This is a genomic window from Lacrimispora algidixylanolytica (assembly GCF_003609635.1).
Classification (GTDB): Bacteria; Bacillota; Clostridia; order Lachnospirales; family Lachnospiraceae; genus Lacrimispora; species Lacrimispora algidixylanolytica.
In genome coordinates, this window is record NZ_MCIA01000001.1 from 261,078 (window position 1) to 280,224 (window position 19,147).

Below are 19,147 nucleotides of genomic sequence, written 5' to 3' on the forward strand. Positions count from 1 at the left end.
TGGTTTGCTTTGCATGATTTATTTTGTGCACTTTATACAATTATACACAGTTATCAGAAAAGAAAATAGTATTTATTTCAAAATCCCTGAAGTTACCAAGGGCGCGCTTCAGGGATTTTGATTTTTCTTATGTGTTTTGTTATTTTACGATAACTCCATCTTCATCCCACAGATCATGCCAGTCATTTGCACCTTCCCATAAGAACACCTGTCCTTTTACCAGACGGTTATTTCTCTCTAAGGTTGCGATACGGCTCATCTCTTCTTCTGTCAGTGGGTCTTCTGTAAATGACCTTAAATTGCTCACGTATTCCACCTCATGAATGGAAAATGGAATTGGGATCTGACCTCTCTGGTGCGCCCATTTTAATGCTACGACTGCTGGGTGAATTCCATGAGCTGCAGCGATTTCCTTCATCTCTGGTGTCTGTAAATCTGCCACATCTTCAGGACACATATCACGTTCTGGTCTCTGAGGGGAGCCTAATGGCATAAAGCCGATTGGCTGAATCTTGTGGGCAACCAGATAATTGAACAGCTCTTTTTGCTGGAAGCAAGGGTGAAGTTCCATCTCGCAGGCAGCTGGCATTACTTTCATGTGGGGAAGAACAGCTTCTAACTTTGGAATGGTCATATTGGATATTCCGATGTTGCGAATGAGTCCTTTTTCCACTAATTCCTCGCATCTGCGGTAGGTTTTTAAGAATTCCTCTGGGCTAAATGGCTTGGAATCTGGATTTCTGGAATCTACATCACAGTTTGGTGCATGGTAGTTAGGGAATGGCCAATGGATAAAGAACATGTCAATGTAATCGCACTGCAAATCAACGATACTCTTTTTGCAGGATTCTTCTACTCTCTCATGCATATCATTCCATACCTTAGTCATGATGAATAATTCCTTACGCTCCACTACGCCTTCTGTAAATGCCTGACGAAATACTTCTCCGATCTGATCTTCATTTCCATAGCAGGCTGCACAGTCAAACATGCGGTAGCCACAGCGGATTGCTCCTGCAACGGCGCCAGATACCTCATCTGGAGTGAAACGGTCGGAACCAAAGGTTCCCATACCAACACAAGGAATTTCCTCGCCTGTATATAATGTTACTTTTGGTACCAATGATGGCTCAATAAATGGTTTCATATTCTGATTCTCCTTCTCTTTTTATATAATTGAAATCTTATATTCCAGTTGCTTTTCTTCCCCAGGTTTTAAGATCGTAACATTCCTCTTATGCTCAAACACATCGTCTTCGTCGCTGCAGGTAGAAAGTCCGGTCCATGGTTCCATCGCGATAAAGGGACCGTGATTGGCGGTTGACCATAACATCAGATAAGGAAAGTCTTCAAAGGAAAATTCCACGCCCTGTTTTTTATCCTTGTGACTTAAGGTCACCTTCCTAGATTTTATCCGGTCAAATACAATGGCATCTTGTTCAAACAGCTCATGTTTTAAGGTCAGACTTCTTTTGTTCCAGGAAAGGGAAGTTCGGGTTTCCATGTCAATAAGTCCTGTCTCTGTGGAGGGCCAAGGATTTGTTTCTTCTTCCTCTTTTTCAAACCGGACCTCATATTCGTCGTAGGCTTCTCCCGGGTTTAATGGACAGCGAAAGGCTGGATGACCTCCCAGGAAAAAGGGCATATCTTCTGTCCCTGCATTGCGAACTCTGTAATCAACGGTAATGCTGCTTTTCTTTAGTTGATAGGTTATGGTTAATACAAAGGGATATGGATACTTGGTAAGCATATCTTCTCCAGAGGTGATGGAAAAGGATATGGTATCGTCAGTGATGGAGGTTAGTTCAAATTCTTCCTTACGGACGATTCCATGCCTTGGCATCTGGATCTCTTTCCCGTTTAAAGTGGTGGCCCTGTTATCTCTTAAGCTGCCACAGATGGGGAATAATACCGGTGCCTGACCGCTCCAGTACTCTTTATCTCCCTGCCATAAGTACTCCAGGCCTTTTTCATTCTTAATGGAGGTAAGTTCTCCTCCCTTTGAGGCAAAGCAAACTGTTAGATTCTCATTTTTCAACGAATATTCCATGTTATCCCTCAATTCTTGTGATCTCAATCTCCGGCAGTAGCTTTTCCATATCTTCCATTCGGAAGTATCCAGTTTCTTCTCGTAACGCAGAAGCGGCAGATATCCCACTGGCCTTTTTTAGAATCTCATCAATGGGGAGATTTTCACTCAGTCCAAGTGCAAATCCAGCAATCATGGAATCGCCGCATCCTACGGTATTAACCGCATGGAGCTTTGGCACCCTGGCTCTGTAAACCCCTGATTCACTGACTACAAAGGAACCTTCCCCGCCGAGAGAAACCGCTACGATTTCTACCCCTTGGCTATGAATCTTTTTGGCTGCTTCCACCATATCTTCTAACGTGTCACAGCTTTTTCCAGTTAGCATACGAATCTCATCCAGATTTGGCTTTATCATGGTAGGACAAGCTTCAATCCCCATCTTAAGAAGATTTCCGCTGGTATCTAAAATCACCTTTTTCCCTGCATCTTTGACCATTTTAACCATTTTCTGATAAGCGGTTCCGTCAAGCCCCTTTGGAACACTGCCTGATATGGCAATCACATCGGCTTTTTCTATGAGGGTTTGAAATAACTGAAGAAATCCTTCAAACTCTTCTTGCTTTACCTCAAAGCCTGGTTCTAGAAATTCGGTCTGAATCTCCTTTTTGCCATCCCATATATTAATACAAGAACGGCTTTCTGAATCCAAGTGGTAAAATGCACTGGTTATCCCCAAAGGCTTTAAGGCATCCTCAATATACTGGCCTGCATGGCCTCCTACAAATCCGGTTGCAACGACCTCTCCACCTGCAATTACGGCTGGTTTTGAGACATTTAAGCCTTTTCCGCCTGGGGTATAGCTACACTTTGCAACCCGGTTGACCTCACCTTCTAGAAATCCATCCACCACATATCGTTTATCAATAGCGGCATTTAATGTAACGGTCAGTATCATAAGAGCCTCCTATTCCTCATTGACTAACAGTACTTTTCCTTTAACAAGTCCTGGGGTCTTAAACATCTGGAAGGCTTCCTGTGCCTCGCTCATAGGCATCTTTTTAAAGATAAATCCAGGATCAAATTTTAACTGGCCTGTAGCAAAGTAATGAGCGGTCAGCTTCCATTCTTTTCCTGGGAACGGAGAGCTGTAAGACATCCAGGAGCCGGTCAGTTTAAATTCCTTCCGGTTCATATTTTCCCACATAGCTGGTGTGAAGCTAAGGTTCTCATGAGGTGTTCCAATAAAGCATACACTTGCTTTGTTGGAAGCTAGTTCAAATGCCATGTGCATGGTTGGGATCTGTCCAGCGGTTTCAAATACGAAAGCAAAGCCTTTTCCTTCCGTTAGTTCCATGGCTTTTTCCTTATATCCTTCTAAGGAAGTATTGATGACCTCGTCAGCCCCAAGACGCTTTGCCAAAGCCAAACGCTCCTCGCTGATATCAAATACCACTACTTTCTTTGCCCCGAAGATCTTAGACCACTGCATGGTGAACATGCCAATGGTACCGCCTCCTAGAACTGCGGTGTATTCTCCACCTTTATAATCATTTTGAAACAAGCCGTGAAGGGCTACGGTAGACGGTTCAAACATCGCTCCCTGCTCATAAGAGATGCTTTTATCAAAGGTTACTGCATTCTGCTCTGGTATTACGATATATTCTGCGTTGCTTCCCTGCTGTCTGGAACCGATAAAGCTATAATGTCTGCAAAGAGAGAAGTTTCCGTTTTGACAGTCATCGCATTTCATACAGGGAATGAGAGGTGCACCGGAAACCCGGTCTCCCGTCTTAATAGTAGTAACCCCTTCTCCTATTTCCACCACATCTCCAGAAAACTCATGACCCAGGACGATTGGATAGAAATGCACTCCGTTATGAAGCACTCTTGGAATGTCAGAGCCACATATTCCGGAAGCCTTCACCTTAATCTTTACTAGACCAGGTCCAACCTGTGGTTCCTCATAGTCCATGTATTTTACATCTTCATTGGCACATACAACTGCTGCTTTCATCGTTTAACTCTCTCCTTCCTCACTCATCATATTTTTAAGATTCTCATATAGGTTACGGTATATCTTATAATTCTTATCATAGACCTCTTTGTCCGCCTGATTAGGAACATGATACCGTTTATTTTCTACGGTCAGCTTTACCGCTTCTTCAAAATCCTCATACATGCCCACTCCCACTCCTGCTAAAATAGCAGCACCTAATGTGGTTGCCGTATCTGAGGAGGGGACAACAATGGGCTTTCCTGTTACATCAGCCTTGATCTGGGTCCATAAAAGAGAGTTTGCAGAACCACCCATAGCTCTTAACACATCAACGTTTGCGCCTGCTTCCTCTGCTACATCTAAGTTATGCTTTAAGGATAAAGCAACCCCTTCCATAGCAGCACGGATAAAATGACCTTTGCTCTTTCCAAAGTCCAGTCCATAAAAGACTCCCTTTGCATCTGGATTCCAAATTGGAGAACGTTCGCCTGCCATATAAGGCAGGAACACCACCCCGTCGCTTCCAGGCTTAACCGCCTGAGCCAGTTGGTTGAAGAGATCCAAAGAACTTTTTCCGATTCTTCTTCCTTCTTCTCTTTCATAGTCGGCAAATTCCTTTTCCAGCCATCGCATGACACCACCGCCTCCGGTAGTTCCTCCCTGCAACAGCCATTTACCAGGAACCACGTGATAGCTTAAGATCAGTCTCTCATCGGCTTTGTAGCTGTCAATGCAGATGCTCATGCCTCCTGCCTGACCGCCCTGCTCCTGAGTCTCACCGGAATGGATCACACCAGCTCCTAGGGTTCCGCAAGCTGCGTCAAGACCGCCTGCTACCACAGGGGTTCCTGGAAGCAGACCAGATTCCTTTGCAGCCGCTTCGGTCACGGTTCCGATTACCTCATGACAGGGGTAAATATCTGGAAGAATTTCTAAAGGAATTCCAAGTGCTTCACACATCTCTTCATTCCAGGTTCCTGTATGCATATCAAAGCAGTGGAATCCATAACCCTGGGAAATATCCTGGGTCATCTTGCCTGTCAGCTTAAAGCCAATGTAGCTGTTGGACTGAAGGATCTTATCTATCTTTTGATACACCTCGGGCATATGTTCTTTATACCAGAGTATCTTTGCGGTGGTATAAGAAGGCTGAAGGGAGTTTCCAGATAACTGAAAAATTGGTTCTGTTCCGATTTTCTCATTTAATTCCTTGCAGATCTGGGAAGCTCTTGTGTCCATCCAGATGGGGGTATTGGTAAGTACTTTTCCTTGTTTGTCAACGGCAATGGCGGACCAGCTTTGTCCATCGATTCCAATTCCTGCGATCTCATCTGGTTTGATCTTTGATTTTGAAAGCATATCTTTCATGGTACTGCATATGACTTTCCACCAATCCTCAGGGTCTTGTTCTGCCCAGCCAGACTGGGGATAATAGACTTCATACTCCCCGGCTGCTGATTCTAAAACGGTTCCTTCCTTGTTAAATACAGCAATCTTACAGGCACTCGTGCCGATGTCTATCCCCAATAAATATGGCTTCATTTTTCCCTCCATAAAATGATTAGCGGGCTTTGTGGTCACAGCCGCATACAAGCATACGACCCTTAACAAATTCCTTTACCGCTTCCATTCCTGCGACGCCCAGCTTTTTGGGATCAAAGAGATCTGGATCCTCTAAAAGAAGTTTTTTACCAGCATCGGTATATACGACTCTTAACTCTGTGGCGAAGTTTACCTTACACATTCCTCTTTGTACACACTCCCTTACATCCTCATCACTTAAGCCAGAGGCTCCGTGAAGCACCAGGGGAATGGATACTAACTTCTTCACTTGCGTAATTCGCTCTTTATCAAGAACCGGTTTATTGGCATAAAATCCATGGGCAGTTCCAATGGCTACTGCAAGAGAGGTAATTCCAGTTCTCTCTACGAATTCCTTTGCCTGATTGGGATCGGTATTGGTATCTTCCTCAACATCTAGATCATCTTCCTTACCACCAACTTTACCAAGCTCTCCTTCTACCGGAATACCGCAAGCCTTAGCTGCGTCAGCCGCTTGTTTGGTCAATCTGATATTTTCCTCGAAATCCGCATGAGAACCATCAAACATCACCGAAGTATATCCGGCACGGAGTGCATTAAGTACCAATTCGTAGCTGCTGCCATGATCCAGGTGAAGACAGACCGGAACGGTTGCTTTCTCTGCTTCTGCTGCGGCCATAGCCTTAAAGGTTTCCAGCGTTCCGTAACGAACCGTTGATGGAGTGGTCTGAAGCATAACAGGAGCCTGAAGTTCTTCTGCCGCTGCCACAACAGCCTTTAGCATTTCCATATTCTCTACATTAAAAGCCCCTACAGCGTAGCCGCCCTTTTGAGCATCCAGTAACATTTGTTTTGATGTAACCAATGACATATCTTTTTCCTCCTTGAGATAAGGTGATTGTTAGGTTTCTTATAAGTTAATTATACCGGAACCAAATCAGAAAATTAGGGGATAAACAGACATAGGCAGAGGGTGGGTGTCGTGTTATCGAACATCCCTTGACTTGAAGTTTTTTTACTGATAAAGTAAGATTATTTAGAAGAGATCAATTAGGATGGGAGGTAAGACATGAGAACGGGATTTAAGGACTTAAATATCAAGACTACCATCAATGATACTACCTTTTTGGTTTTAAATATTGCATTTGAACGCTTCCTAAGGTCTATGCCCAAGCACAGCCATGGAAATAACAGCTATGAGCTTCATTACATTCCTTATGGACATGGTAAGGTGAGCATTGACGATCAGATTTATAACATCACTCCAAATACCCTTTACATGACAGGACCTCATGTGGAACACGAGCAGATTCCAGTTAAGAACGATCCCATGACAGAGTACTGCATCTATTTTAAAATACAAAAGAACAGCTCCCACCCTCCCCTTGATGTGGATACGGTGGCTTATAAATTTGAGAAGACCCACTTTTGGTTTGGCCAGGACACCCAGGAGTTATATCCCTTGATGCAACAGATCTTTTTTGAGCTGGAGCACAGATTCACCGGGTATATGATTCAGGTGGAAGCACTGTTGCAGCAATGTCTGGTGAAGATCGTTCGAAATTATGAGAACAGGACCCAGTCAAAATCTCATTTTTCTCCTTCCAATCTGGTGGACAGTAAGTACATCATTGTGGAGGAATGCTTTCTATATGAATATGAGACCATTACCCTTGAGATTATTTCAGAACGGCTTGGACTAAGTATTAGGCAGACGGAACGCTTTTTAAAAGAATATTATGGGAAGACCTTTTTGCAGAAAAAAACAGAAGCTAAGATGTCCATGGCAAAGATTTATTTAAACGATGATACCATTAATATTTCGGAAATTGCAGACCGATTGAATTACTCTTCCATTCAGCACTTTTCTTATGCTTTTAAGCAGTACTACGGCATAACACCTACGAATTATAGGAAGAATAGCCGGGTTTAAGATAGATAGGAATGGATTAGTCATGGACTTGCGTAAAAATCCCCCTATACAGGACTATTATATTTCATTGTCCTATATAGGGGGATTATAATACCAACCAAGACTTATTTTTGTGTATTACTATCCAACAAGGCTATTTAGCAACAGCCCCTTTCCTTGATATAATTATAAAACAGTGACATGGGACTAAATATTGCTTTCCTCTACACCAAAAAGCTTTCTTTGACTATAGGAAACGTGAGCTTTTCACCATCGTATTCCCCATATTCGCATCTTGTATTCTTCATTTCAATATGATCAATAAGGATTTTCTGATCTCCTTTTCTTTGGTATAACCGTATCGTCCCATATCCGGTTCCCCCGTTCCAAAGTCGGTTATGAAGCTTTTCCCCATTGGGGGCTTCGTAATTCATCAATATCATTTCATCTACTTTACAACGAAGTGAAAGCTCCAAAATAGAGGTACGATTTTGAGCTTTCACCTTCCAGGTATGATACCGATTCCCCTCTTGAAACTTAAAGTCCACCCGGGATCCGGACCATAACTTGGAGAAATTATAGTCATACATCTTGCCTTCATAATAAAGTCCTCCAAGAAGTTTTCTCTCCAGAGCCATACCCCAGATCTTTGGTCTGCCACCTCCAAATTCCACAGCGGAATTCGTTAACATTTTTCCTGTTACCACGCTCTTCATGGTACAACTACTGATCCAAAGCCAGGGAGAGGTGAAATCAGCTCCCCAGTTTTTATCTGCATATCCATGGGATCTGTCTGCAATCACATCATAGGCTTCTCCGTCCAATATGACTTCTCCAGAATATTCAGTTTTAATTCCTTCTGCGTGCCAGAACATCTCAAAGGCATTTAACCCTCGAAATGGTGCACTGGCCCCATACCCTGCATAATAAGCTATTTTCTTATGAATACTCAGGTTCCAGCTCATCTCTCCTGGATCACACATGTATTCTGGATGATCCTTTGCCTGCTCTGGTGTGACCTTGACTCTGCCTTTTATCCGCTGTTCTGTTAGGAGGTTTGCTCCTATTTTTATATCTAACTGCTTTTTCGCATAGGAAAATTGGGATATGGGATAGAAGTTATGAATTTGCCTCGGTTCTTTCCCCCACGCCCCGGCCTTTAACATGGCATAGGAAGGAGGGATACCAGCCGCCTGATTTTCCGGAAGCTGCCCCAAAACGGGATAATCCTGACCTAGCTTTGGATTGCATACAAAATACTCAATGAAAAAGGTCTTTGCTTCACCCGTCTTTCTATGAAATCCAGTAAAATTATGCCACCACCAGTCATAGCCTTTTTTCCCAAGAGCTCCTGTCAACATGAAACGGTCTCTCTTTAAATCACTTTTATTCATTGCTGGCACCACCTTTCCTCAGCCATTGCAAATGATAAGGATACATTTTAATTCTTTTATAATTTCATCCAGATGATTCATGGCCCACGTTGGATCCTTCTCATCTCTTAAACGACATTCCGTCGCAACCATAACATGGTCCGCCCCCCTGTAAAGAAGCCTTCGTATCTCACGGTTTTCTGGTTCAAACAGTTCTCCATATCCCTCCCAGTAGGAAGGAGATACCTTTATAAAGGTATGTATCCACTCGGATATTTCATCACCCCAATAGGCACGTTCGGAATCCAAAATTCCTGTTACCCGCCAATTGCCGCCCTTTTTAGATATAAGAATGTTCTTCTCCCATAAATCCCCGTGCACCAGCCGCGGGGTTTTAATGTTATTTAACAGTTCCATGTGATTACCAAATAAATCGATGAATCCATCTACCTGACTGTAAGTATATCCCATCTCCTTCATATCCGTTTGAAGTCCCGTAAGATACGCCATGAGATAACCTCCCCAGGTTTCAAACTGTGCTGCGGGAGGTGGAGGACCAAAGCCCATGGATGTTATACTACAAATCTGTTTTGCAATGGTCCCTACCTCATACCAGATGCGGTCGTTTTCCTTTTGTGTAAGAGCATCCTTTATCTCTTCCCAGTTGGTTCCTTCCACGAATGTCTGCACCACATAATCCCGCTCACAGATTTGATGGGTAAAATCGGCAAATACTGTCTTTGGGAAGCAATCTCCCAGTGGCATAAAATAAGGCTGGATATTATATTCCCGGCGCATGAACGCTCGCTCATACAAACTCATATGTACACTACTATGAGGAGATATCCTTAAAATAAATCGTTCCCCATTTGCATAAACCAAATACGTATTGTTGAAAAAACCGCCTGCTAGTTCCCTTAGTTCTGTGACAACACTCCCAGAAAATGCGGTCTCACATATCCTGGAAAGTTGCTCCTTTGTGACTGGCTTTTGCAGCCTGTCATCTTCTCGATTTAATAATGTAATCTTCATCTGATACCCCCATAAGAAACTTACCCTTTTTATAGATAACCCCATCTAATACAAGAAACATTCTGACTTGTCAGACTCTGGCTCTGACGAGCTGTCACTTTAGTGACAGCCTCCTCTTAAGCGCCATGTGCATCCTGCACGGATTGCTTTTTATTTTATAGGGGAGTTGGTAGAACTTTCCTATAAAATAAAAATAAGCAGACTACCAGTTTGACAGCCTGCTTATCAATATTTATGCCCTTACAATAACTTTAATCCAAATCCCTTTTGAATATACGGCAGATACTTCATATCTGTTTCGTCAATCTGACCGACCACATTCAACCGAGGATCAATAGGCAGATCTTTTCGGGCGATTTCAAGCTCTCCCATATATCTTAAATAATCTTTGTTGGAAATGCAAATGTTTCCTGCTTTTCTCATGAAAATATGATGCCTTGGTTGCGGTTTAATCTCTTGATCATACTGCCTTGATTCCTGGGAGCGAAATATATAGTCACTAGAATCTGGCCTATCATGGTGTATGGTGCCCTTGATAAATTCATAATCAGGAAGAAGGTCTGCTCTAAGTTCCACATAACCTTTATTTAAGCACCTAAGGCCTTCCCATTCCCTATCCTTGATGTCCACATCTCCAATCAGCACCACATCACAGCAGCCCTCCTGAAACAGTTCCAACATATTGAGCACTACGTCATCCCTTCGTCCACGGTGCTCTTCTACCGTAGGCAGCCCTTCAGTTATAGGACCCCGGAGTTCTAGATTCCCAGGTACAAATGCCATGGTAACAAACCCAAGATATTTTAACCTAAGATTAATCTCCTTCACCCGTTGTAAAGACAGCCCGGTGTACTCCTTGGGATAAAAGTTATGACATGCGGCGAATTTGGTGAAATCCGCTCCGTACTCTTTCCATAATGCAAGTTCCTCTTCTGTAATGGTGGAGGCGTTAAATACAACGGAAAAGCTTTGGGCAATCTCAACCACTTCTTTGGCCGTAAAACCATAATCAAGCCTTAGGTGGGTGATACCAAGGTCTTTCAACTCTTCCATCTTGGTAACACCAAGTTTTTTATAGGTCTCCGGGCCAACGTCTACGATTACCTTGCATTTGATTTCTCTGCAAAGGGAGAGAAGGGTTTTTATCTCCTCCTGGTAGTTGACCCCAGTTTCCTCTGGAATATGAAGAGAAGTAAAAACATACTCCGCTCCATGTTCTCCTGCCTTTTTTATAATCCTGCTGTTTTTCTCTATACCACTTGATACATAAAGAGAGATTCCTGTTTTCATAGATTATTCCCCATATACTTCGTTGATTCTGTCTTCATCTACTCCAAAGAAATAAGTAACAAGGAATCCGCCTGCGTATGCGGTCAGCATTGCCAGCAAAAATCCCAACTGCTGTCCAGGCTGTACAATCAAAAGACCAAACAAACCGGAAACACCCTGTGAAACCGTACCAAGGTGAAGAATGGCAGCCAGGGCTCCTCCAAAACCGCTACCGATACATGCGGTAAGAAAGGACCGTCCAAGAGGCAGAGTCACTGCATACATGAGAGGTTCCCCGATTCCAAGGATTCCTACTGGTATGGAGTCTTTGATATATCGTTTCAATTTTTTATTTTTTGTTTTTATGTACAAGGCAAGACCTGCGCCTACCTGGCCTCCACCTGCCATCATAAGGATAGGAAGTAAGTAATTGATGCCCTTTGAGGCACCAGCAGGGTCATTTAACATGGAGTGAATCGGGGTAAGTGCCTGATGAAGTCCAACGGCTACCAGTGGTAAAAATCCTGCGGACAAGATATAACCACCTACCACTCCCATCTTTTCATAAGCAAAACTTAACACTGCAAAGATTACTTTTGTTAGACCTGCTCCCAGAGGCTGGATTACCAGCAATGCTACGATACCACCAATAATCAGTACCAAAAGTGGGCTTATAAAGGTATCGATAAGATCCGGGATATGTTTGCGGATTTTCTTCTCCAATACGGCAAAGAACATACCTGCAATTAAAGCTGCCAAAAGACCACCTGAAGCCGGGTTAAAGACGGAATTGGTAATTGGCAAGATGATCTGGTTATCCTTAATGGTTGCCAAAAGTGGCATGGCAGGATTGACTATGGACATAGCTCCTGCGATGGCACCAAGAGCACCAGAGCCACCAAATTCCCTAGCGGCATTATAGCCTACCAAAATAGGTAGATAAGCAAATAAAGCCCAGCCCATGGTGCGGATGCAAGCATACCACCAAACTCCATTTAAGGCGCCTCCAGTGGAAACATTGATTACATTGCAGATTCCATTAATAAGTCCTGCTGCAATAATTCCAGGTAACAGTGCCACGAAAATATTAGCTATTTTCTTTAGAAACCGCTGAACTGGTTTATCGTATTTTGCCTTCTGTACTGCTTTGTTTTCTCTTGCCACATCCTGGGTGTCCTGAGCTTCCCCGTCTTGTGCCTGGCCTTTGGAAAGTCCGGTAAGCTGATAGAACTCATCGAGAACTTTATTTACCTTTCCCGGTCCAAAGACAATCTGGAGTGTATCGCTCTCCACCACGCCAAGTACCCCATCTAGCTTTTTGATTTTCTCAAGTTCAACCTTTGATGTGTCTTTTAACCCAATGCGAAGTCTTGTCATACAGGCGGCATTGGAAGTAATATTAGACGCTCCTCCTAGAAGTACCAATAAATCTTTACTGATCTGCTTATAATTCATAAGTCACCCTCCTCTATCTATGTTTTTTTATACTAAACTTATCTTTTAAAACTCCTTTCTATCTATACTAAAAGCCTTTCGGATATTCCCTCCAGCTTCTACTATCATCTCTCTGGCTGTAGCAGCATCACATTCAGCTAAAATCATTAAAATAGCTGTCTTCACATGACCGTCTGACTGTTCCAAAACGTCTTTCGCTTTCTCGCGGCTGCATTCGGTAGCGGTCATTACAATGTTTTGAGATCGAACCACCAGCTTTTCATTGCTCTGCTTTACGTCCACCATAAGGTTTTCATAAACCTTTCCAACTCCAATCATACTGCCTGTTGATATCATGTTCAGAATCATCTTCTGAGCGGTACCTGCTTTTAATCTGGTGGAGCCAGTCAGTACCTCCGGGCCTGTTAAAGGTTCTATGGCAAGCAGTGCTTCTCTGCCGATATCGGAATCCTGGTTACAAGCTATGGCAACTGTCTTACAACCCATGTGACCAGCAAACCGAAGCCCATGGATCACATAAGGGGTTCTGCCAGAAGCCGCCAGACCAATTACAATGTCTTCTTTTCTTAGACCAATTCCCTTTAATTCCTCTTCACAAAGAGTCTTACTGTCCTCTGCGCCTTCGACTGCTTCTACAAATGCCTGATCGCCTCCTGCTATGAGTCCCACTACCAGTTCTTTGGGAACTCCAAAGGTGGGAGGGCATTCCACGGCATCTAAAACGCCTAGTCTGCCTGAGGTTCCGGCTCCAATGTATATAATTCTACCACCTGATTTCAGACTCTCCGTTGCCCACGTAATGGCCTGGTCCACAGAAGGAAGGATTTCTTTGATGGCTCTTACTACATTTCCATCCTCATGATTCATAATGGAAGCAATTTCAAGGGGAGTCATCTGATCCAGGTTCATGGTATCCGGATTACGCATCTCTGTGGTTAATTTTGATAAATCTATCATTTTTACGTTCCTCCGTCCTTTTGTATGTGGGTCCTGCCAAATTGTTTCATACAAAATTCGTAATTTCGGTTTACATAAGCTGTGAACAAGACGTCTATTACATTCAATTGAGTAATTCTCGATGACATGGCTCCGCTTCTGTGTATTAGCTCTGTAGCAGCTATGGGTAATACAAAATCAGCCTCTGCTGCCAGCTTGGAATCCACTGCCCTGGTGATTGCAATCACCTTTGAGCCATTTGCCTTGGCTTCCTTTGCACAAGTAAGCATCTCTTTTGTCAGACCGGAGTAGCTTATGACAATGGCTAGGTCATCCTTTTTTAAGTTCTTTGCGGTTAAAAACTGTGCGTGCCAGTCGTCACATACATTGCAGATCACATCGGCTCGAAGCAACTTTAAATATAAATCTCTAGCCACCAACAGAGAAGTACCTAGACCGAATAAGGTTACGGTTCTGCTGGTTTCCAAAAGCTTCACACATTCCGTAATAACCTTTGGCTCTAGAAGCTTTCTAGTAGTTTCCAGTGATTCGATGTTTTTCTTTGTTACCTTATAGATGATATCCTCCACCGAGTCCTCTGGTGTGATAGTCTGAAATGAGATTTCCTTGCTCTCCCAAAACAACGCCACCTCATAGGTTAGGGTATTTTGGAAGTCCTTATACCCCTTGCAGCCCAGCTTTTTACAAAGCCTTACAACAGTGGCAGGTGAAGTATACGTTTCCTTTGCAATCTCCTTAATGCTCTTTCTCAGCATTGATTCTGGATTTCTCTGAAGCCGGACCATCAACTCCTTTTCCGCTTCCCCTGCATACTGGAGATAGTCCTCGATTCTAACAAGCAGTCCTTTCATAAGCCCCATCCTCTCTGAATGGCCAGATGAAATAATGATCTTATCTCACAATTTATGTTAATTTCATTCTAGCCCTTTTGTTTTAAAGTTTCAATATTTGGCCAAACTTATGAAACTTAGTTTCATTATATGATAGTTTTTCACAAGAAAAAAGCCCCTATTTTTCTTAGAACAAGCCATAGAAAAAAAGCCTTCTCTTCTTCCGTTGTTTTTGGAGAAGAAAAGGCTTATTTCCATCCTTAAAAAAAAGTGCCCACCAGGCTAGTTTAATTTTTTATTTGCAAGGCGCTTACTAATTCCATAAAACGTTCTGGATTGCCCGTTGAAAAGTAGCGGTACCAGGAATCAATCACTTCTTTTGAATAAATAGACAGGCATTCCATAATATCTTTTGCCCACAAAAGACTTCCTGCGGAGCTGGCGGTAATTACATTCTCAGCCCTTACCGACATTTGATTGACGTAGAGGCTATTACCAGTGTATTCCCTGGAACAACCTGAGAGAAACTCCACTGAGTTGCTGGTGTGTTTTCTGCTGTTTAAGATTCCAAGGTCCGCCAAAGCAAGCGTTGCCCCACATATGGCGGCAACCGGTATCTTTCGCTCCATACAAGTTAAAACCAAATCAAGTACTGGTTTGTGCTGCTCTTCCTTCCAGGTATCTGCTCCGGGTAGGAGTAAGGCTCCTATGGAGTCCTCTTTGATTTCACCTATAGAACAGTCCGGTATCATGGTCATACCTCCAAGGGTTTTGATGGGAGCCTTTGTAATTCCCACTGTTTTCACCTGATACTTGACCTCACCTGCCATTGCCTGCATACTGAGTCCCTGGAGAATATAACCGGTTTCCCAGTCCGCCATGGTATCTAGGAGATAAAGATATATGTTTTTCATTTGTTATCCTCTATTTTCTCATAATTTTTCAAGATATCCACACAATCCTTTTGGATTCGTTCCATCAGTGACTCTGGTTCTAATACCTTCGCATCGGCTCCAAAGGATAAAAGCACCCCATACCAAAACGTCTCATCCTCTGGTACCCGAATTTCACATTCAAAATCACCGGCATCAGATTCCTTTGTAATGGAAGCACCCAGATATTCCCGACATTTGGACCTTAGCCTGTCCCGGCACAAAAGGCGCACCTTGATTTTTTTCCGCTGATCCTCTCCATGTTCTAGAAATTCTTTGACTTCTTTTATGTTATGTGTTCTTCCATTTTCCTCACTAGTCGTGTTCAAGTCATCCATCCGTGCCACCTTATACATGCGGTACTCTTGATACTTTAAGTGATAGCCGATTAAATACCAATGATACCACCGGTATATGGTGCACACCGGTTCTACCACCACCTGGCTTTTTTCATCTCTGGCATTGGTATAAGCAAATGACACTCTCACCTTTTTCTGAGTCCATTGGTTTAGCAGATACAAAAGTTCATTGGTATCCCTGTTCTCATGGACAACGCTTAGGTCCAGAACCATAGGAGACTTTTGTGGAGAAGAAAGACATTCCAACTTTTCCAACGTGGCTTCCAGCTCCTTATCATGATAAGCGGAGGCCAACCCCTGTAAAGCACTGACTACAAAGCTGTAATCGATCTCACCAGCCACCTGCCTGTGCATCTGAAAGGTTTCCATAATTTCAAACCCACCATCGGTTCCAAAATTAGAGGACACGGGAATCCCAGCCAGGCAAAGAGTGTCCATATCCCTCATAATGGTCCGTATGGAGACTTCAAAATGCTCTGCCAGCACAGACGCCTTTGTTCTCCCATGGTTTAATAAATAAATGGTGATGCCTAACAGGCGGTCAATCTTCATTTTCTTTTACTCCTGTGTTTTTGTAAGAACGAAATAATCTCCATATTCCGTTCCATCATGACCAATCAGCTTATAATCCGTTGGTGAAAATCCAAGTTGATTCAGGGCCTCAATTCTGATTCCAGCTTCTTTGACGGCCTTGGTGGCTATGAATTGACAGTGAAATCCTTCCCAGGTGTTTCGTATCACTAAGGAGAGTATGTCCGTAATCACCTCTTTCCTTTCATAATCGCTGCGAAGATCCAATCGTAATAAGCCGCAATCATTAAAATAATCCGTAGAATCCCGATGAAACAGTTCTATGGTCCCCACCACTTCCTCTTTCTCTTTTCCAAAGATTGTCCACCGCACATACCGCTTCTTTTCATATTCCATAATCCAAAATTGGATTGCCTCTTCCATACGGTCTAAGGTCCTATAATAAAATCGGTCTCCATGGCAATTATCGCTGTTAAAAAGTGGAACGGACCGTTCATCACTATAAACCTTTAATAAATCAGGCGCATCCTCCATGGATACAAACGTAAGAATATACCGGTCGTTTTCCAGCACCGGACAGCTTTTATATACATCTTCCATTTAAATCTCCTCCTTTTAGCCTATCATAGCGAAATGACTATGACACCTGTATGTCATAGTCATATTTTGCCTGTACTGATTCGTTTTCCATTTATAGTCTTACATCACGATTGCAATCCTTTGAGTAGATATAAGCAAATAAATCTTCCCGGCCAACTCCATATGCCGCCTGGGGACAATAGGCTCCCATAAACAGGTAATCCCCCTTCTTAACAGGAATCCAATCCTGATCCAGAACATACATACCTTCGCCGGAGTAGATATAAGCTCCATGTTCCTGGACATGAGTTTCAATATATCCATGACAAGCCCCTGGCTTAAAGGCAAGGATATGAAAGTTTATGTCAAAGCCTAAGTTCGTTGCGGAAGGAAGAAAATCCTTTACCAGCACATCGTCCATACCTTCATAATGAACCCAATCCACATCATTGATGTTACCAATTACCGTATGGGCTTCATATCCCTCAATTCGGTGATACAATCGTTTATATAAAAAGCATCTGGCACTGGTATCTCCTGTATTTTCAAAGTGAAGCTGGGTTCCGTCTGGGCAGTAGATATAGCCGCCGTCTGTAACCTGCGCTTCCTCATTATCATTCCATACTTTTACCGTTCCCTCAAATACATAAAAGAAGATTTCTTCCCCAGAAACACCAAATCCGGTTCTGTTTCCACCTCCTGGCGCTGGGTTTACTAAATAATCCACAAAAGAAGCCCCAAGTAAGGGAGATCCCAGAATGGTAATCTCGCATTGTTCAAAACCTGGAATCGTATTTTTAACAAGCCCATCTGGTTCGAGGATTGCATAATTACCTTTTTTGATGACAGAACGTGTGCTTAGAATGTCTTTGCGGTATCCTGTGTTTCCATTTAAATAACTCATGTTTTCCTCCTAAGATTGTTATGCTGAAGACTACGCCGTTAGTTAAATGAAATCATAGCATAAAAGCGAGAAATTGCAATAGAAAAATCCGGATTGGAACACTCCTGTTCCAACCCGGATCTTTATTATTACAAATTCTTACTAACGACTGCTACCAATGAATGCAGCGTTATTTTTACTTTAAATCAACTACAAAGGTGGTAACACTTCTTGCCGGAAGCTGGGCGGTAAAGGAGCCACCAGATACGGAATAACCAGAACCGTAAGAAAGATTTCTGCTACTGTCTGTCACCCAAGAAGCGACAGAACCTAAGGTACCATTTTGAATGTTGAATTTCTGGCTGACAGATGAAGTGTTTTTGTTGATTGCTATAATAATGGCTTTTCCTCCGCCCTTATAAGCAGATACATACACATCGTAACCTGGACTCTTTGTGGCATCCACTCTCACATAACCTGGTCTAACGAATTTTGAGAAATGAGCCATGTTATAACCACGTTTACTAATGGTTCCATCTTCTTTCATCGGACCGTACTGTCTTCGAATATACCACCATACATACATCTGGAATTCTGCTTCTACCATAGCATTGTGCATATGAATGGATACTTCGAGTGCTTCTGGCCATAGGTCTGCGGAATTGTTGTTGCTGTTTGGATGATAAACTTCTGTCATCCACAGTTCCTTCCCTGCTCCTTTTTGTTTAAAGAGAGAATAAGGGAAATTACTTACTGGTGTGCCATAAAGATGAGCCCCCAGGATATCCATGTTGGCAAGTGCCTTGGAATCATTTAAAATCGGATCAGATATATTCTTTACATAAGAAAATGACTCTGGAGCAATGACTTTACAGTTAATGGAGCCTGCATAATTCTTCATAAAATTAAGCATCTCTGCTGGTGTCCACCAAGTCCAGGTATGAGCATAATCTGGCTCATTCTGAACGGAGATGGCATAGAGATTGACTCCATTGTTCTTCATATAGGTAACGAAATCATTTAAATGCTGAGCGTATGCGCCGTACTTATCATAGCGCAGCCGTTTCTGATTGGCTACACCGTCTCTAGTAAAGGTTTCTACCATATCACTAGGTGGATTCCAAGGAGAAGCAAATACAATCGCTCCTTTTTCAATTGCCTTTTTTGCGGTTGCCACCTCTTTGCTCCAATTGTTCTTATTCTCATCAACAGACATTCTAAGAACGGAAAAGCCAAGTTGGTTATTACCATTTCCAAAGGCAGTTTCTCTTTGAGATGCCGTTAAATCACCAACCCAACCTGGGTGGTTCATACCACCAAAACCACGAATGAGCTGTTTTTGTGAAGATAAGTTGATATTTGCTTCATTTGATGCGGCTGCTAAACTTGCTCTTAAAAAATCTTCTTGTGGGGTATCTTCCTCAGTTCTAAGAATATTACTTCCTGCTAATATTTTTTCGTCCAT

The 19,147-nt window shown here is 42.8% G+C and carries 18 protein-coding genes; 1 reads left to right on the plus strand and 17 read right to left on the minus strand.

Annotated elements, in window-relative coordinates; translation table 11 throughout:
* Positions 1-139: 139 nt before the first annotated feature.
* From BET01_RS01235 to BET01_RS01260, 6 genes are read right to left on the minus strand one after another with little or no spacing between them, the layout of a single operon-like run.
* On the minus strand, positions 140-1,147 hold the full coding sequence (locus BET01_RS01235; RefSeq protein WP_120194936.1) for an aldo/keto reductase family protein: 1,008 nt from the start codon (positions 1,145-1,147) through the stop codon (positions 140-142).
* 21 nt (positions 1,148-1,168) lie between these two features.
* Entirely contained in the window at positions 1,169-2,050 is an 882-nt protein-coding gene (locus BET01_RS01240) for an aldose 1-epimerase family protein (RefSeq protein WP_120194937.1), read from the minus strand.
* A 1-nt stretch (position 2,051) separates the two neighbouring features.
* Entirely contained in the window at positions 2,052-2,987 is a 936-nt protein-coding gene (gene pfkB, locus BET01_RS01245) for a 1-phosphofructokinase (protein WP_120194938.1), read from the minus strand.
* A gap of 9 nt (positions 2,988-2,996) precedes the next feature.
* Positions 2,997-4,046 carry a galactitol-1-phosphate 5-dehydrogenase gene (locus tag BET01_RS01250; protein ID WP_120194939.1) on the minus strand — a complete coding sequence of 350 codons (1,050 nt, stop codon included), beginning with the start codon at positions 4,044-4,046 and terminating at the stop codon, positions 2,997-2,999.
* Positions 4,047-4,049: 3 nt separating this feature from the next.
* Complete coding sequence (gene xylB, locus BET01_RS01255; RefSeq protein ID WP_120194940.1) at positions 4,050-5,570, minus strand: xylulokinase; 1,521 nt, start codon at positions 5,568-5,570, stop codon at positions 4,050-4,052.
* A 19-nt stretch (positions 5,571-5,589) separates the two neighbouring features.
* Complete coding sequence (locus BET01_RS01260; protein WP_120194941.1) at positions 5,590-6,441, minus strand: class II fructose-bisphosphate aldolase; 852 nt, start codon at positions 6,439-6,441, stop codon at positions 5,590-5,592.
* A gap of 198 nt (positions 6,442-6,639) precedes the next feature.
* Between BET01_RS01260 and BET01_RS01265 the strand changes: the two genes are divergently transcribed.
* The gene (locus BET01_RS01265) at positions 6,640-7,503 is read left to right on the plus strand and encodes an AraC family transcriptional regulator (RefSeq protein WP_120194942.1); all 864 of its coding nucleotides are present in this window, start codon (positions 6,640-6,642) and stop codon (positions 7,501-7,503) included.
* A 203-nt stretch (positions 7,504-7,706) separates the two neighbouring features.
* Here BET01_RS01265 and BET01_RS01270 read toward each other — a convergent pair whose 3' ends face one another.
* The 11 genes from BET01_RS01270 to BET01_RS01320 form a co-directional block, all read right to left on the minus strand.
* Entirely contained in the window at positions 7,707-8,876 is a 1,170-nt protein-coding gene (locus tag BET01_RS01270; protein WP_120194943.1) for a tocopherol cyclase family protein, read from the minus strand.
* A gap of 18 nt (positions 8,877-8,894) precedes the next feature.
* Entirely contained in the window at positions 8,895-9,887 is a 993-nt protein-coding gene (locus BET01_RS01275; RefSeq protein ID WP_158584959.1) for a phosphotransferase family protein, read from the minus strand.
* A 240-nt stretch (positions 9,888-10,127) separates the two neighbouring features.
* Positions 10,128-11,177: a MupG family TIM beta-alpha barrel fold protein gene (locus tag BET01_RS01280; RefSeq protein ID WP_120194945.1), complete on the minus strand. Its 1,050-nt coding sequence runs from the start codon at positions 11,175-11,177 to the stop codon at positions 10,128-10,130.
* Between the two features lie 3 nt (positions 11,178-11,180).
* A complete protein-coding gene (locus BET01_RS01285; protein WP_120194946.1) occupies positions 11,181-12,611 on the minus strand; it encodes a PTS transporter subunit EIIC in 1,431 nt (476 codons plus the stop codon).
* 45 nt (positions 12,612-12,656) lie between these two features.
* Entirely contained in the window at positions 12,657-13,568 is a 912-nt protein-coding gene (gene murQ / locus BET01_RS01290; protein ID WP_120194947.1) for an N-acetylmuramic acid 6-phosphate etherase, read from the minus strand.
* A 2-nt stretch (positions 13,569-13,570) separates the two neighbouring features.
* On the minus strand, positions 13,571-14,419 hold the full coding sequence (locus tag BET01_RS01295; RefSeq protein ID WP_120194948.1) for a MurR/RpiR family transcriptional regulator: 849 nt from the start codon (positions 14,417-14,419) through the stop codon (positions 13,571-13,573).
* Positions 14,420-14,685: 266 nt separating this feature from the next.
* Entirely contained in the window at positions 14,686-15,312 is a 627-nt protein-coding gene (locus BET01_RS01300) for a DJ-1/PfpI family protein (protein WP_120194949.1), read from the minus strand.
* A complete protein-coding gene (locus tag BET01_RS01305) occupies positions 15,309-16,241 on the minus strand; it encodes a helix-turn-helix transcriptional regulator (RefSeq protein WP_120194950.1) in 933 nt (310 codons plus the stop codon). The genes BET01_RS01300 and BET01_RS01305 overlap by 4 nt, the downstream gene beginning before the upstream one ends.
* Before the next feature lie 6 nt (positions 16,242-16,247).
* Complete coding sequence (locus BET01_RS01310; RefSeq protein WP_120194951.1) at positions 16,248-16,820, minus strand: GNAT family N-acetyltransferase; 573 nt, start codon at positions 16,818-16,820, stop codon at positions 16,248-16,250.
* 91 nt (positions 16,821-16,911) lie between these two features.
* Positions 16,912-17,703: a (S)-ureidoglycine aminohydrolase gene (gene allE / locus BET01_RS01315; RefSeq protein ID WP_120194952.1), complete on the minus strand. Its 792-nt coding sequence runs from the start codon at positions 17,701-17,703 to the stop codon at positions 16,912-16,914.
* Between the two features lie 175 nt (positions 17,704-17,878).
* Complete coding sequence (locus BET01_RS01320) at positions 17,879-19,147, minus strand: glycoside hydrolase (RefSeq protein WP_120194953.1); 1,269 nt, start codon at positions 19,145-19,147, stop codon at positions 17,879-17,881.

What these genes read in the sequence shown, in the direction of transcription:
- BET01_RS01235 (WP_120194936.1), bottom strand. Translation starts at nt 1,147, where the DNA reads ATGAAACCATTTATTGAGCCATCATTGGTACCAAAAGTAACATTATAT.
- BET01_RS01240 (WP_120194937.1), bottom strand. Translation starts at nt 2,050, where the DNA reads ATGGAATATTCGTTGAAAAATGAGAATCTAACAGTTTGCTTTGCCTCA.
- pfkB (WP_120194938.1), bottom strand. Translation starts at nt 2,987, where the DNA reads ATGATACTGACCGTTACATTAAATGCCGCTATTGATAAACGATATGTG.
- BET01_RS01250 (WP_120194939.1), bottom strand. Translation starts at nt 4,046, where the DNA reads ATGAAAGCAGCAGTTGTATGTGCCAATGAAGATGTAAAATACATGGAC.
- xylB (WP_120194940.1), bottom strand. Translation starts at nt 5,570, where the DNA reads ATGAAGCCATATTTATTGGGGATAGACATCGGCACGAGTGCCTGTAAG.
- BET01_RS01260 (WP_120194941.1), bottom strand. Translation starts at nt 6,441, where the DNA reads ATGTCATTGGTTACATCAAAACAAATGTTACTGGATGCTCAAAAGGGC.
- BET01_RS01265 (WP_120194942.1), top strand. Translation starts at nt 6,640, where the DNA reads ATGAGAACGGGATTTAAGGACTTAAATATCAAGACTACCATCAATGAT.
- BET01_RS01270 (WP_120194943.1), bottom strand. Translation starts at nt 8,876, where the DNA reads ATGAATAAAAGTGATTTAAAGAGAGACCGTTTCATGTTGACAGGAGCT.
- BET01_RS01275 (WP_158584959.1), bottom strand. Translation starts at nt 9,887, where the DNA reads ATGAAGATTACATTATTAAATCGAGAAGATGACAGGCTGCAAAAGCCA.
- BET01_RS01280 (WP_120194945.1), bottom strand. Translation starts at nt 11,177, where the DNA reads ATGAAAACAGGAATCTCTCTTTATGTATCAAGTGGTATAGAGAAAAAC.
- BET01_RS01285 (WP_120194946.1), bottom strand. Translation starts at nt 12,611, where the DNA reads ATGAATTATAAGCAGATCAGTAAAGATTTATTGGTACTTCTAGGAGGA.
- murQ (WP_120194947.1), bottom strand. Translation starts at nt 13,568, where the DNA reads ATGATAGATTTATCAAAATTAACCACAGAGATGCGTAATCCGGATACC.
- BET01_RS01295 (WP_120194948.1), bottom strand. Translation starts at nt 14,419, where the DNA reads ATGAAAGGACTGCTTGTTAGAATCGAGGACTATCTCCAGTATGCAGGG.
- BET01_RS01300 (WP_120194949.1), bottom strand. Translation starts at nt 15,312, where the DNA reads ATGAAAAACATATATCTTTATCTCCTAGATACCATGGCGGACTGGGAA.
- BET01_RS01305 (WP_120194950.1), bottom strand. Translation starts at nt 16,241, where the DNA reads ATGAAGATTGACCGCCTGTTAGGCATCACCATTTATTTATTAAACCAT.
- BET01_RS01310 (WP_120194951.1), bottom strand. Translation starts at nt 16,820, where the DNA reads ATGGAAGATGTATATAAAAGCTGTCCGGTGCTGGAAAACGACCGGTAT.
- allE (WP_120194952.1), bottom strand. Translation starts at nt 17,703, where the DNA reads ATGAGTTATTTAAATGGAAACACAGGATACCGCAAAGACATTCTAAGC.
- BET01_RS01320 (WP_120194953.1), bottom strand. Translation starts at nt 19,147, where the DNA reads ATGGACGAAAAAATATTAGCAGGAAGTAATATTCTTAGAACTGAGGAA.